Source organism: Pseudomonas avellanae BPIC 631 (assembly GCF_000444135.1).
Lineage (GTDB): Bacteria > Pseudomonadota > Gammaproteobacteria > Pseudomonadales > Pseudomonadaceae > Aquipseudomonas > Aquipseudomonas avellanae.
In genome coordinates, this window is record NZ_ATDK01000040.1 from 65419 (window position 1) to 79925 (window position 14507).

11 protein-coding genes are annotated in these 14507 nt (G+C 58.4%); 9 read left to right on the forward strand and 2 right to left on the reverse strand.

Going from position 1 to position 14507, the window contains the following annotated elements:
• The first annotated feature begins 246 nt into the window (after positions 1-246).
• From DW49_RS0101505 to DW49_RS0101525, 5 genes are all read left to right on the forward strand, one after another.
• Positions 247-765, forward strand: coding sequence for an RNA polymerase sigma factor (locus DW49_RS0101505; protein WP_005737468.1), 519 nt, complete (start codon positions 247-249; stop codon positions 763-765).
• Entirely contained in the window at positions 762-1754 is a 993-nt protein-coding gene (locus DW49_RS0101510) for a FecR domain-containing protein (RefSeq protein WP_005613968.1), read from the forward strand. The genes DW49_RS0101505 and DW49_RS0101510 overlap by 4 nt, the downstream gene beginning before the upstream one ends.
• 120 nt (positions 1755-1874) lie before the next feature.
• On the forward strand, positions 1875-3008 hold the full coding sequence (locus DW49_RS0101515) for a PepSY-associated TM helix domain-containing protein (RefSeq protein WP_005613969.1): 1134 nt from the start codon (positions 1875-1877) through the stop codon (positions 3006-3008).
• A complete protein-coding gene (locus DW49_RS0101520; RefSeq protein WP_005613970.1) occupies positions 3005-3187 on the forward strand; it encodes a hypothetical protein in 183 nt (60 codons plus the stop codon). The genes DW49_RS0101515 and DW49_RS0101520 overlap by 4 nt, the downstream gene beginning before the upstream one ends.
• A 69-nt stretch (positions 3188-3256) precedes the next feature.
• Complete coding sequence (locus DW49_RS0101525; RefSeq protein ID WP_005613971.1) at positions 3257-3886, forward strand: glutathione S-transferase family protein; 630 nt, start codon at positions 3257-3259, stop codon at positions 3884-3886.
• Between the two features lie 130 nt (positions 3887-4016).
• Here DW49_RS0101525 and rloA2 read toward each other — a convergent pair whose 3' ends face one another.
• Positions 4017-4520: a retropepsin-like aspartic peptidase RloA2 gene (gene rloA2 / locus DW49_RS0101530; RefSeq protein WP_005613972.1), complete on the reverse strand. Its 504-nt coding sequence runs from the start codon at positions 4518-4520 to the stop codon at positions 4017-4019.
• A 193-nt stretch (positions 4521-4713) separates the two neighbouring features.
• Here rloA2 and DW49_RS0101535 point away from each other — a divergent pair, with 193 nt between their 5' ends.
• A complete protein-coding gene (locus DW49_RS0101535; protein ID WP_005613974.1) occupies positions 4714-5607 on the forward strand; it encodes an acyltransferase in 894 nt (297 codons plus the stop codon).
• Between the two features lie 71 nt (positions 5608-5678).
• Positions 5679-6743 carry an RHS repeat-associated core domain-containing protein gene (locus tag DW49_RS0101540; protein ID WP_005613976.1) on the forward strand — a complete coding sequence of 355 codons (1065 nt, stop codon included), beginning with the start codon at positions 5679-5681 and terminating at the stop codon, positions 6741-6743.
• Here DW49_RS0101540 and DW49_RS0101545 read toward each other — a convergent pair.
• Complete coding sequence (locus DW49_RS0101545) at positions 6723-7286, reverse strand: DUF2780 domain-containing protein (RefSeq protein ID WP_003379914.1); 564 nt, start codon at positions 7284-7286, stop codon at positions 6723-6725. The two genes, DW49_RS0101540 and DW49_RS0101545, sit on opposite strands and share 21 nt — an antisense overlap.
• 236 nt (positions 7287-7522) lie before the next feature.
• Between DW49_RS0101545 and DW49_RS0101550 the strand changes: the two genes are divergently transcribed.
• Positions 7523-13351, forward strand: a complete 5829-nt coding sequence (locus DW49_RS0101550; RefSeq protein WP_005613977.1) for a hypothetical protein — start codon at positions 7523-7525, stop codon at positions 13349-13351.
• 146 nt (positions 13352-13497) lie between these two features.
• Positions 13498-14507 (forward strand): RHS repeat-associated core domain-containing protein (locus DW49_RS1000000133520; protein ID WP_241478681.1); only part of this gene is annotated, 1010 nt, incomplete at its 3' end.

Genomic DNA, 14507 nt, shown 5'->3' on the forward strand with positions numbered 1-14507 from the left:
CGCGAGCGGTCGGATGACTCATTCACGGTCCATCGGAATGAATGTAGGAGCGGACATGTCCGCGAATGCTGCACTGCAGGCGATAAATATTCTACGGATGTAAAGCCCTCTTCGCGAACAAGTCCCACGGCCTTCGGCCAGAATCTGCCGTCAACCTCCCGACAGACGCCAATTGCCACTCCCCCTCCGCTCTGTCACAATCGCGAATGATTCTCTTTAGTTTGATCTTTCTCATCGAGGCCATTCGTGTCGTCAGTCCCAAGCGCTCATAGTGAGATCGTTGGTGCGTTGTATCGCGATCATCGCGGCTGGTTGCTGGCATGGCTACGCCGCAATGTCGCCTGCCCACAACGGGCTCAGGACCTTAGCCAGGACACGTTTGTGCGTCTGCTGGGGCGCGATGAGCTGCAATTGCCTCGCGAGCCGCGTGCGTTTCTGGCGACCATCGCCAAAGGGCTGATGTTTGATTACTTCCGGCGTGCCGCGCTTGAGCAGGCTTATCTTGGGGAGTTGCTGCAGATCCCCGAAGCCGAGCAGCCGTCGCCCGAAGAACAACTGCTGATTCTGGAAGACCTCAAGGCTATCGACCGCATGCTGGGCACGCTGTCCAGCAAGGCGCGGGCTGCGTTTCTCTATAACCGCCTCGACGGGCTGAGCCACGGCGAAATTGCCGAGCGTCTGGGTGTCTCGGTATCACGCGTCAGGCAGTACCTCGCCCAGGCCGTGCGTCAGTGCTATGTCGCGTTGTACGGCGAGCCGACATGAACACACGACCGGTATCTGCCCGTGTGCTCGACGCCGCAATCGAGTGGCAACTGAACATGGATGGCAACAGCGGCAGCGAAGCCGACCGCGCCGAACTGGCCCGCTGGCTGGCCGCCGACGAAGAACATGCCAGGGCCTGGAGCCAGTTGGGCATGGTCAACCAGCGCTTCGCCCTGCCAGCCGGCCCGGCACGCAAGGCCTTGCAGCAATCGCCGGTTTCGCTGCGGCGCAGCGTGCGCAAGCTTGGCGGTGGTCTGGCGGGAGTGTTCATGGCTTGCGGCCTGGCGCTGTTTATCGGGGACCGTTACTTGCCGATGGATTACTGGCTGGCCGACCAGCGCACCGCAACCGGCGAACAGCGCGAAGTGCGTCTGGCTGACAACACCCTGGTTCGTCTCAACACCCACAGCGCAATCGATGTGCGCTTCGACGCGCAGCAACGCCGGATCATTCTGCAGGACGGCGAAATACTGGTGCAGACCGGTACTCACGATGATCCCCGGCCATTCATCGTCGAAACGTCAGACGGCAACATGCGTGCGCTGGGGACGCGATTTCTGGTCAGGCGCGAGGCCGACGGGACGCTGCTCAGTGTTCTGCAATCGGCGGTGGCCGCCCATCCCCGCAACGCACCGGGCGAACAGGTGCTGCACGAAGGCCAGCAGATTCGCCTGACCCGCAGAGGCTTTGGCCCGTTGCTCGCGATGCCGTCAGGTGCCGATGCCTGGACGCGCGGCATGCTGGTAGTGGACAACGCCCGGCTGGCCGACATGCTCGCTGAACTGGGCCGCTATCGTGCCGGGCACGTTGGCGTCGATCCGAAGGTGGCGAACTTGCGCATCACTGGCAGTTTCCCACTGGCCGATACCGATCTGGCGCTCAAGGCGCTGCTGCCAACGTTGCCGGTGCAGATCGAGCAACACACCCAATGGTGGGTCACGGTGCTGGCGCGAGATGAGCCGGCGGCCGCCAACCCGGCAAAGCCCTGATACACCTCGATTTACATCAGCGTCGATTCGCCCTGACACTTTTCCGGTTTCGAGCGGCTTAGTCTTATACGTCATTTCGGGGCGCGCTCAGCGGTCGTCCTCATCGCCTGTGGATAACCCATGAAAAGCCAAACCGTGCGTCGCTGGTCCATCGTGCACACCTGGAGCAGCCTGATTTGCACCCTGTTTCTGTTGATGCTGGCGATCACCGGCCTGCCGCTGATCTTTCACCATGAGATCGATCATCTGCTGGGCGACGCGCCGCATTACAAAGAGATGCCGGCCGACACGCCGCATCTGAATCTGGAGCAACTGGCCAGAGCTGCCGAAGCCCATCGGCCCGGCGAGGTCATGCAGTATTTTGGCTGGGATGACGAAGACCCCAATGGCGTGATGGCAATCACCGCTGCCACGGCAGGCACCGAGCCCAACTCATCACACACTTTTGCCCTGGATGCGCGCACCGGTGAGGCGCTGGAAATGCCTTCGGCCAACGGCGGTTTCATGATGGTCATGCTGCGCCTGCACGTGGACATGTACGCCGAGTTGCCCGGCAAACTGCTGCTGGCCTTCATGGGGCTGCTGTTCGTGGTGGCGATTGTTTCCGGGACCGTGCTGTATTCGCCCTTCATGCGCAAGCTGGAGTTCGGCCAGGTGCGGGTCAACAAATCCACGCGCACGCGCTGGCTTGACCTGCACAACCTGATCGGCGTAGTAACGCTGACCTGGGCGCTGGTGGTGGGCGTAACGGGGGTGATCAGTGCCTGCGCCGACCTGCTGATCGCTTCATGGCGCAACGATGCGCTGGCGAGCATGATCGCCCCTTACAAAGACGCGCCGCCGCTGACGCAGCGAGCAGCGCCGACACGCCTGCTGGAGATTGCCGAGTCGGCTGCGCCCGGCATGCAGGCCGACTTCATCGCCTTTCCCGGTACGCGTTTCTCCAGCGAGCACCATTACGCTGTGTTTCTCAAAGGCAATACGCACCTGACCGCGCACCTGGCCACACCGGTGCTGATCGACGCGCAGACCCTGCAAGTCACCGCAGTGGTCGAACGCCCGTGGTACATGGACGCGCTGGGCATGTCGCAACCGCTGCATTTCGGTGATTACGGCGGCATGCCGATGAAAGTGCTTTGGGCGCTGCTGGATGTGCTGACCATCATCGTGCTCGGCAGCGGGGTCTACCTGTGGTGGGTCCGACGCCGCGCCGCCCGTTCAGTCAGCGCTGTTCAAGCGCAGGTCGCGCAATGAGCGCAAGGCCGTCGCGGTTCTGGAAGACCTTCGCCATCCCCGGCGTGATTGCCGTGCTTACCGCAGCAGGCCTGTTCGCAGCGCTGCTGGGTGACGGCTGGTGGGACACGCTGGCCTGGCTGGCGATGGGCAGTGCATCGGTCTTCAGCGTTCGGGGGTTGCTGGCGCGGCGCGGCTGATCAATACATTGATTGCAGCCCCGCCACACGCTGACTAGTCTAGGAGCCTGTCTCATTTGAGGAACACCCATGTCCGCGCCCACGATGACGTTGTACTTCAACGCCGCTTCGCCTTTCGCCCGCAAAGTGATGGTGATGCTTCATGAAACCGGTCAGCTCGACCGTGTGCAGTTGCAGCCAACGGTGTTGACGCCGGTCAGCCCGTCTGCCGAACTCAATGAAGACAACCCGGCGGGCAAGCTCCCGGCCTTGCGCCTGGCCGATGGCAACGTGATCCACGACAGCCGGGTGATCCTTGATTACCTCGATCACCAGCACGTCGGTTTGCCGCTGATCCCGCGCGAGGGCTCTGCACGCTGGAGACGCCTGACCCTGGCGTCGCTGGCTGATGCCGTGCTCGACGCCGCCGTGCTGATTCGCTACGAAACCGCCTTGCGCCCGCAGGAAAAACATTGGGACCAATGGCTGGACAATCAGCAGCAGAAGATCGAGCGCTCGCTGAGTTATTTCGAGCGCGATGCGATTACCGAGCTCAGTTCGTCGTTCGACGTGGCCTCCATCAGCGTGGCCGCTGCATTGGGTTATCTCGACTTCCGCCAGCCCGACCTGCGCTGGCGCAACGCCTATCCAGAACTGGCCAACTGGTACCTGGAAGTCAGTCAACGGCCGTCGATGCTGGCAACCCGGCCGCCGGTTTGAGTGGGAATGCCTTGCGTGACGCCCCGCTTCACAGGTCTGCGCTGCGCCGCGTGTTCAGGATCGGACGCGGAGCGTCCAGAACGGCATGCGACCCGGAGCGTCGCACGATAGTACAAAGCGATAAAAAACCTCAGCAATCAGGCTCGTCAGCGGTATAACGGCGTGCCGGGTTGATGGCTGCGCCGAACTCGCGCAATGCTTTGGCCCCGATCAGCAGCGGGAAGTTGAAGTGGCTGCGGTCTACAAGGTTGACTTCGACGGTGCGCTTCTTGTTGCCCAGGCAAAGTTCCAGATCAACGACAGGGCGTTTGGCGGGGTTGATGCCTTCGTCGTCCTCATCATCACCTTCGGCACGGCCCTTGATCTTGCTGATCCGCGACACCTTGTGCTCGTACACCTTGTCATCCGCGCCCTTGGTTGCCAGGCGGAAGCGAACCCAGTCATCGCCATCACGCTGGAACAGCTCGATGTCCTTGGCCGACAGCGAAGCGGTCAGCGCGCCGGTGTCCATCTTGGCCTTGAAGGTCTGGCCTATTTCCAGAACCTTGATGTTCTCGTAGCGGCCATACAGCGTGGGTTCAGCGGCCATGACCGGCAGAGCCAGCAGAGACAATAGCGCCAGGATCGGTTTCACGTGAGAGGTTCCTCGCAAGGGGCAGCGCCGGGGTGGCGTCCGGGTTTAGACAGCGAACCGGTGGCAGGTTCGGTGGCATGAGTGTCTATTCAGCATAAATGCCCAAGCGTGAAACATTTGTAAGTACCTGTGTAATTGGCGTAAAACGCGCAGATCATTATCATTGCCGCCCCTGAATCCTCAAGAGTCCGTCATGCGCCGTCTGCTCACCGGCTGTTTCGTTGCCATTCTGTTGCTGATCAACACACTCGTGCTGATCGGCCCGCTACTGATTTTCGCGTTGTTCAAGCTGCTGTTCAGAGGTCGAATGCGCGACCGTTGCTCAACGGGCGCGATGTGGGTCGCCGAGACCTGGGCTGAAATCGACAAGCTCATTTTTGCCTTGTGCGTGCCTACGCAATGGGACATCCGCGGCGATAAAGGCCTGCGCAGCGACACTTCGTATCTGGTCATCAGCAACCACCAGTCTTGGGTCGATATCCCGGCGCTGATTCAGGCGCTTAACCGCCGCACGCCGTTCTTCAAGTTTTTCCTGAAAAAAGAACTCATCTGGGTGCCGTTGCTGGGGCTGGCGTGGTGGGGGCTGGATTACCCGTTCATGAAGCGCTACAGCAAGGCTTTTCTGGCAAAGCACCCTGAACTCAAAGGCAAGGACCTGGAGATCACCCAGGCGGCCTGCGAACTGTTCAAGCGTCAGCCGGTGACCATCGTCAACTACCTGGAAGGCACGCGCTTCACCCCGGCAAAACATGCAGCCCAGGCATCGCCATACGCCAGCCTGCTCAAGCCCAAGGCAGGCGGCGTTGCATTTGTGCTGGCGGCAATGGGCGAACAACTGGATGCCATTCTGGACGTCGCCGTGGTCTATCCGGGCTCAGGTATTCCGGGTTTCTGGGACATGCTTTGCGGGCGAGTGCCTAAAGTAATCGTCGATATCAAGACCCGCGAGCTGGACCCTGCGCTGTGGCAGGGTGATTACGAGAACGACCCCGTGTTTCGCGAAAAAGTGCAGGCTTGGGTCAACCAGCTCTGGGTCGAGAAAGATGCGCGTATTGCGGCGTTGCGGCTGGAGCTGGCGGGGCACTGACATTTCTGATAGGTAGACGAGATTCCGTCGGCGGATGAAACTGGCCTTTAGTTCTGCGAGAGGCCACTTTCATGTCGACAATCGATTTTTCCCTACTTGGCACCTACCGCTACGACGCGTTGGACCGGCTGGCAAATATGGAATCGGCCGGCCAGGAGCCTGTCAGCCGATTCTATCGAGAGAGCCATCTGACGACCTCGACAAAGGGTGCCTCTCACCATTCTGTTGTTCAGACAGAGGACTTTTTACTGGGTTTGCGTCGCGTGGAATCTGGTCAGGTCCTGTTCGATTTGCTTGCCACTGATCAATCAAACTCAGTGCTGCAAAGCCTTGAGGTCACGCAAGGCACTGCATTCGCTTATAGCCCTTATGGATTTCAAAGTCCGCGTACGGCTTTACATGGTGCCCCAGGCTTTACCGGGCAGACGCCTGATCCGATAACGGGGCATTACTGGCTGGGAAATGGCGCTCGGGTATTCAACCCGACGCTGATGCGCTTCAACACCCCGGACACGCTAAGTCCGTTTGCTGAAGGGGGGCTGAACAGCTACGCCTACTGTGTCGGAGACCCTGTGAACTACAGTGATCCGACTGGGCATTTCCCTCTGAAAATGCTGGCAATGGTATTTACGCGCGCTAAAAATTTTCGTGTACCTGCGGCATTAAGGGTCAACGTGGACGAAGTGATAAGCACATCTCGTCAGGCCATGACGAGATCTCCTGATTTTTCGGGCAAAGTTTCTGGCGCCAGAAACTATCTTCGCCAGTGCCTTGGGGAACTTGATAAGCGCAACACGTTTATCAATAAACTTGATTCCGTTAATGAAAACCTGATCAGCCATGGCAATGACGCTCTTTCAAAATCACATGCCGGGTACTACTTGAGGTTAGCCCGTAAAGTGAATGCTGGAGAAATGAGCAACACCAGCGCCCATGTGGCGGCCGCCCAGAAGTGGATGCCACAAATTCTTGATCCACGCACCCGCTCGGACGGTCTCGTCGGCACAGCTTTCAATCTGGGAGGTGCGTTTGGCGAAGGCGTGAATGATCACAAACGCTATAAAACCGGATTAGCATTAACCGGGAGCGCCAGCAGCAAAGCCCGAGATATCAGATCAACTACCGGCTCCCCATAATCCACTCAAACTCTGCAATGCCGAACCGCTGGCACCTTGCTGCCCGAGGTATTGCAGAATCAGCGGGGCAAACTGGCTGACCATGGTGCTGTCCATGCCCAGTGCCTTGAAGGCGGTGTTCACGTCGCCCATGTTCTGCACATTGCCCAGCGCGCTGTTGAGCATCGAGTTGTTGGCCGAGTTGCCGCCCAACAAACTGCCCAGCCCGTTTGCGCCACCCAGACTCTCAAGCGCCGATGTTCCAGACAACTGCTCCAGCCCAGGGACCGACTTGCTCAATTGCGAATAATCAGCGCCGGTCAGCTTATTCTTCGCCAGCCCCAACAATGCGCCCGTTCCGCCGACAGCCTGCTCAGGTGTGACATTCAATTGGCTGCCCAGCATATTCAGCAAGCCAGCCGCCTCGGGTGCCGCCGTGGCTTTCTGATTGCCACTCGTGGCATTGGAAACCGCATTTGCGGCGTCATTCAGATTGAATGCAAACGCCGGGCTTGCCGCCAGCGCCATCAACGTTACCAAAGCCATACCGCGTGCAGTTTTCATTGCGTCACCTTTATCAAACCGGAACCGCTCTTGAGTGGGCGGTAAAGCAGACGGTTTGACTGGAGGAACAGAAGCTTGTTCCCGGCGCAGAGCACCCGAGCGCGGTGATTTATCGCTTTGGGCCGCCTGGCCTGTAACTTATCTGCCCCGTGCCGTCAAAAAACACCTATGTATTACCTCGCGTTTCTGCAAACCAGCATCGTGTCGGTCATTTGAAATGCGCGGAGCAATCAGCAATGACCGACATCTACACCCCATCGCCTACTTCCATGCCAGTCGCCGCTCAGGAAAGGCTTCGGCATCTATTGGCAGCCGAGGGAGACGAGCAATTGGCCGCTCTCCTGCGAAGGCCACGTCCTGAAGGTTTTACCCTGCTTGAGGAAATTCAGATCCTCGGGGCTTTCAGCGCTTTCGGGCGCTGGGCAGACGACAACGAGCTACTGAGCACCCTGAAATCACTGCTGTTCGACGTCGAACTGAACGCGTTCGCGGATGGGACAGAGCGCGTTACCCGGTCCGTCAGCCCGGAAAACTCCGAGTCAGGCCTTGAGCATGAACTGGCCAAGGCTGCGTTTGATATCGCTCAGCGTCAACAACGTGAGCCACGCTCCCCGATAGCCCGAACAGAGCGCATCGATCGTACGTTGGGGGATTACCCCAGGCTGCTGAACACCCTGCGGGCACGATTACGCGACCTGGAAACCGGTACTTGTGCGACTAACAGAGTATTTCTAGCCGTAGCCAATGACTCTCCGCTGTTTGCTGGCGTTGTTCATGGCAGCACGGTTTTGCAGCACTTCAAAGCGTTGATCCGGCTTACCGCCAGCCTGAATCTGGCAGGCGACATCGATGTAGAACTGCTGCCCGGCGTGCACCGTCAAGAGCTGCGCTACGTCCTTGATCTCGTCAACAAAAACCAGGTGGATTTCCGGCAGCCTTTTACCTGCGTGTTGCAGGTCTGGCCAAATGGCGCCAGCCCCGTTTACGCACTGCAATTGCTGGGCGTGACCGCTGGCTTGCAACCGGTGCAATCGACCTTGTCAGACCTGCACCTGCGGGTCATTCGGCTCACCGATAGCCTGGCCCCGCTTGCGTCGCAGCTGGATGCCGCCGATGCCCGTCGTCATCTGACGATTCGCGATGATCAGGCTGTTTCACTGCACAGTCTGCTCGATTACTACGGGATCGGTATTGCGCCGGTAGCCACCCGTCACGATCTGCTCGCAGGGGTCGCTGCGCTTCTGCCCGGCGAGGCCGATGTCCAGCACACTGCGCTGGCGCCGGGCTTGCCTTTTACCATCGCCGAGCAACAACGCTTCATGCTCGATACGTCGCAGGTGTACACATTTCGTCAGCGTAGCGTCCAGGCGCATGGCACCGACGACTACGGCGTAATCGACCTTGCGCTGAGAAAAGAAATTCAGTGGCACCTTGCCCGATGCCGCACCTTGCTCAACAGTCAACGGCATTTTGGCGCGTCACTGCAAGACAACGAAAACGCATTGCTGGCCATGCTGCAGCAGTCCGGTGGCATCACGCTGAAACTTGTCGTTTACGACAGTGACGGCCATGCCGATGTCTACCGTGAGCAGCACACCGTCAACCCGTGGAGCGTGCGGGATCTTTCGGACTATTTTGACGCCGCCCGCCAAGCGCTATCGTCTTACATGATCAATACCATTCGCTATGGCGAGGCCGAGGGCGCGATCAATATCGAGCGGCTGATCGTTGAAGTGATCGTGCCCAATCTTGTCCCGCGCAGCCATCCGTTGACGGACATCGACATCGAAGCGTTCGATATTCGTACCAAGGAGCCGCCGTATCTGTACGTGGACCCTTTATCGGTAGGGGCTTACGATACCATCGCATCACGGTTTGTGGAGCTGACTGACGAATTGCGCGGGGTGCAATGGGATGCCGGCCAGTCTGCGACATTGCAGCGTGCCGCTTGTCATCTGCTGGCCCAACATCGGGAGGATTTGCCTGCCTTGCCGCCAGAACAGCACAAAGCGGCCTACGTCAAGCGCTTGAATGATGCGGTCAACACCTACTACCTGGTGATTGCGGAAAACCTTGAGGTCCAACAGCGCCTGCTCGTTGTTCTGCAGCCTACCCAACCGGAATGTGTATCGCGTGAACTGTGCCGGTATCTGGGGCTGAATGAACATTGCTGGCCAGTGATTGCGCGGGCTGCGTTCGACATCAGTTATGAAGCGGGCTGGATCAACAGCGGTACGTTTTTCAGGCATGAAGAGTCCGTGGGTTATCGAACACTGCTGAACGTACTTTATGACGAAGACCTGCGCCGTGAGCTGGCGCTGGCCGACAATCGTGATGAAAAGCTCAAGCTACTGGCGCAGGCCCTTGCTGACAAAGCCCGTTACACCGCGAGCCTGGATGCGCTGCAAACGAAACTGGTCGGTCTGTTCGACGCGAACATTGCCTTTGTGAACAACGGCAATCTGCCTTCCCAGCTGACGACACCGAAGGCCGCGTTCACGCTTGAGGCAGAGAACTACGCCATCAAGGCGACCGATGACTATCGTGCTTTAGAGGCCGAGCGGATCGTGTTGACCTCTGACACTGCTGCCGAGCGGCTGGGCGATCTTGAGGGTGTGGCGATTTCGGACAGTGACAGGTCGATTCACTGCATCGAGTTACTGACCACAGACGAGAAAACCCGCCTTGAGCGCAGTGCTCAGGCGTTCAGGCAACTGCTGAGCGCCAGAGCGAACGACGATGACATTCAAAACATGTCGACCAGTGCACAGCATGTGCTTCAAGTGTTGCATCAGGTTGGCGGGCTGCTGCCGGTGGTGGGTAACTTCATCAACCTGGGGTTTGATATTTACGATGGTAACGACGAAGGCATAGCGCTGGATGCAATCAACATCGTTGCAGAACTGGTGTTATGCAAACTGCGCACAGTTCGTCCCAGAGTGCTGGGCACGCTGATGCTGCAAGGCACCAATGTCTGGACGATGGCCCAGCAGATCCAGGCCCTCGCTGAAGCTGTAGAAGCCAACGACTACGAGGCCTCGGTGAAGACTTTCGGCTTTCTGCTGATCGGCATGCGTTCGGCGTTGCATTGCGGTATATCGGTGGTTAAAGGAATCAAGTCTGCTGCGCTGCGCAATAAACAGACTGGCGTCGAGCAGGTTCTGCCCGGCACGCCCGATCTGGCCGAAACCTCTGACTCCCACGAGCGCAGCAATGTGATCGAGCACGACGCCGTAGGCGAAGACCCAGTGAGCAAGCAGACGTCTGCTGACAGCTCCTATTGGAGGGTTGCCGAGGACGGGCAGATATCCGAGCATCAAACCGGCAGGAAAGTGGCCAGTGTCGACTGGAATGGCAACGCGATGGTCGAGGGTGGCGCGCGAGCCGTACTGCTGGGCGGGATCAGCGAAAAAATCTACATGCTCAACGGCCAGGCGTGTCGTACGGTCAGCGGCATAGCAGGGCCGGAATTGCGGCCACTTCATGCGTTGGACCTCGAAGCCGGGCAATGGCGCAAGCACCCGGAGTCAACTGCTGATGCCCCGCAGTTGTCCCGTTTTGCCCACACCGAAGCGTTTCCCTCAGGTTTCAGCGGCCGACCGGAGCGTTTTCTGGCGCCCGCCAACACCGTCAGTTGGTACGACAACTGCGTGGCAACGCTTGAAAAAGTGCCTGCCCGGCTCATCGACGCGCAAGGCGGATCAACCCGGCAGGACACAGCCCTGGGCGTTATCGAACACAAATACGTCACTGAGCGCGAGGGCCATGTCGAGGTGCTCGAACATGCTGGCAGCACGGCTGGCACCACCCGTTTCATTCGCACAGACGGTAGCCGACTGGACGTAGACGGGACGTTGCCTGCCATCGCGCGTTATAAATCTGACATTCAGGCACATATCGTTGCGGCCCAAGGCATGTTCGTGACCGTCCAGATCAGCGACACGCTCGAGGGACTGGCCGGTAGAAAAACCGTGGCCGGTGTTCTGGCGACACTCAGTGATGGCAGCGGGCAGGAACTGGTGATCGAAGCGGATCGGGGCGTGCACTATCGAGGCACAGTTGCCAGTGAAGATTTTCTGGCGCTGGCACCGGGCGAGACATTGTACGACCAGCAGCCTGTTGCTCTGACCATGAAGAAGATCAGCTCTCAAGCCGATCCGAAAAGGGCCTTGCCCCACTTGTGGCACCATCAGTCGGACTATCGCAGCGGGCTGGCCCACGATGACTTTGCATTGGAGCTGTTTTATGGCGCAAAGGCTGCGAACGAAGCCTATGCGCGAAACCCTCAGTGGGTTGTGAAAAACATCGAAGCCGTTGCCAAAATTAAATCGCGACTGCCCTCGTCCATCACGTCCGTCGAAAATCCGTTCTATATGCTCGATACCCCCGAGGAACTGGCCATCCTCTTTGCTGCGCGTAATCAGGCGGCGCTGGCCAACACCTTGTTGGGCCATACGGTCGAATGGGGGGCGGCGTCGAAACCTCGTTCGCTGGGCCTTGGCGAGAAAATCCTCAGGCAGGTTCGACTGATCAACCCGCTCATGGCGGCGCATGAAGGTATTCCGGCGCTTGCCAGCGAGCGAGGCACCTTCGTCAGGCAGCTTCAGGAGAGCCTGGCGCAAAACAACCTGATGATGGTCGAGGCACGCCTGAAGTCCGGCGAGAAAGCCTGGTTTGCTCATTCGGCTGCCAAGCAGCTCTGCATGCTGGCAGGTCATCTGCAGGACGAGTTTTACCTGAGCCATTCGGGGTCGGTCATCGATCATGTCGAAGCCTGTTTTCCTGATCCCGGCAGAATTGAAAGTATCGCCTTGCTGTCCCTCAATGACGTCTCGGAAACCGATGCCCGCCGCATCTTTCTGTCCTCACAGCGCGGGTATACCTATGAGTCGGTCACCAGCCTTGAGCAACCGGCCGCACCCACACACCTGAGTGGTGCTGAACTGCAGTTGCACATCGACGACGCGGTTTATCCGGAGCGCGCCAAAGGCGTGGGCATTGCCAGCGCCGTGGTTGACCTGTCCGATGCCGTGGTGGTCAGCGCAGGGCCAAAGCGAGGCAGTTATTCCATTGATGGCCGTGACTACATCACGCTGGACAACGGCAGGGTCTACCGGGCTGTCTGGGACGAGCGCAATAGCGTCTTTCTGTTGGTACCACCGCAAGGCCGGTCGCGAGCTGAAACCCTGGCGCTGCCCTGGGTGCGCAACATCGGTGGGCATGAGTTCACGCTCATTAACCGGCCAGCACTCAGGGGCGGAAATATCAGCGATCAGACGGTCTGTAACATCCGTACCCGGCGCTATGCCTACAAGACCGCAGCCCGCGAGCGCTTTGCCACTCAGGACACATCAGGTGGAACGCTTAAGGTCCACCATGAGGACCTGAACATCATGGACGACAATGTTCTGGTACCCGGAAAGCTCAATGTGCCATCGAGCCTGTTCCACACCATCAGGCCGGACCGAAATGGCTATGTGAGGCTAGAACCCAAGGCAGCAGCGCCCGAAAGCTGTATTTCCAGCACCGAGTTTCTGGTCTCCAGGTACGCCGGAGGTGCAACCCCGTTTGACTACGAAGGCGAGCGCCTGGGCGTGGCGGCGCCGGTCGTACCTAACGTCGAGGTCGTCGCCTTGCAGGACGGTCAGCAGGTGAAGCTGAACATTTCGACAACACCGCTAGAAGGCTGGATAAAGGCGCAGGGCTATTCTGACTACTTCACCGACGATCAGGCACTTCCCGACATCGGTGAGGGTATTGGGTTTATTGAGCGCGACGTTCTGGAGGGCTCTCCGTCATCGGATTACCCGTTTCATTTCATGTTCGTGGCCGGCAAGGTACTGGACCCGAACGGGCAGGTTATCGGCGTGCTGGCCTCCGACCTGTCCGAAGCCGAGCGTGAAACCCACCGGGAGGTTGCCACCACACCATTGCCTGCCAGCCGCAACTGGAACATTCGACTGTTCCCGTCAATCGACGACATGCGCGGGGCTCCTGCCCCTGATAGTCATTACTACGCCAGGGAGCACTACTATTCGGTGCTGGTAAGGGCTGTGCGCGAATAAGCTGAAATCGACGGCGCTGGAGGTGTGTGCTTCCGGCGCCTTTTGGTACGGCAAATGGACCAGCACCTAGCAGTTCTGCTAGCTGGGCGAAAACTCTGAGCAAGCCCAGACTGGCTGCCACAACGTTGCATCAAAGGAATGACACCGTGGCTATTTCTGATCGATCCGTACTCTGCGTCTATCGCTACGATCCATTGGATCGCTTGGCCGACTGTTTGGCTGCGGGGCAGGGCAGCGCACGGTTTTTCTATCAGAAGAATCGTCTGGCGACGCAAATTCAGGGGCAGATCCAGCATTCGCTTCTGCGTACGGACGAGCATTTGCTGGCGCAACGGCGTACGGAAGACAATCAGAGCGACAGCGCGTTGCTGCTGACTGATCAACAGCAGTCTGTCATCGCCGCTCAGGGTTTGGCGTTGGCGTATACGCCTTATGGTCATCGTCATCCTTCAGCGGGGCCGATGAACCTGCCCGGCTTTACAGGCCAGCGAGTTGATCCGGTGACAGGGCATTATTTGCTGGGCAATGGTTATCGGGCGTTTAACCCGGTGTTGATGCGGTTCAATAGCCCGGACAGTTTGAGCCCGTTTGGCGAGGGTGGTTTGAATGCGTATGCGTATTGTGAGGGGGATCCGGTTAATCGGGTTGATCCGAGTGGGCATGTGCCAAAATTTCTGAAACGCTTCGTGCCTGTTAAACGCCTGAAATTAAGCAATCGTATCAATTTGGGAGAGGGGCTTGATATATACACCCAGTTGAAAAAAACGGGCGAGAGGACATTGGTAGTGAATGCCCATGGCTTCCCGCCATCGGTGCCTGAGTTTCCGGCATTAAAAATAAAGAATGGGGATGTGTCCCCGGAATTACTTTACTACAGGATCAAACAGAAAAAAATTAATATCGACGATTATGAAAGCATACATGTTGTATCTTGTTATTCAGGAGACAGCGGGGCCGGATCTTTTGCGAATAATTTAGCTGCGCTCACGGGATTGCCGGTCAAAGGGTATATAGGAAGGGTTGTATCCCAAGTCTCCGAGCACAGTGCGTCGTTAGGGATCCTCCGATCAACTCACCGCGCCGTGGCCGATAGCCGGACTTTTCCTAAAATAAGCCGCTATTTGTTGAAAAATCGATCGATTAATCGCGCATGTGC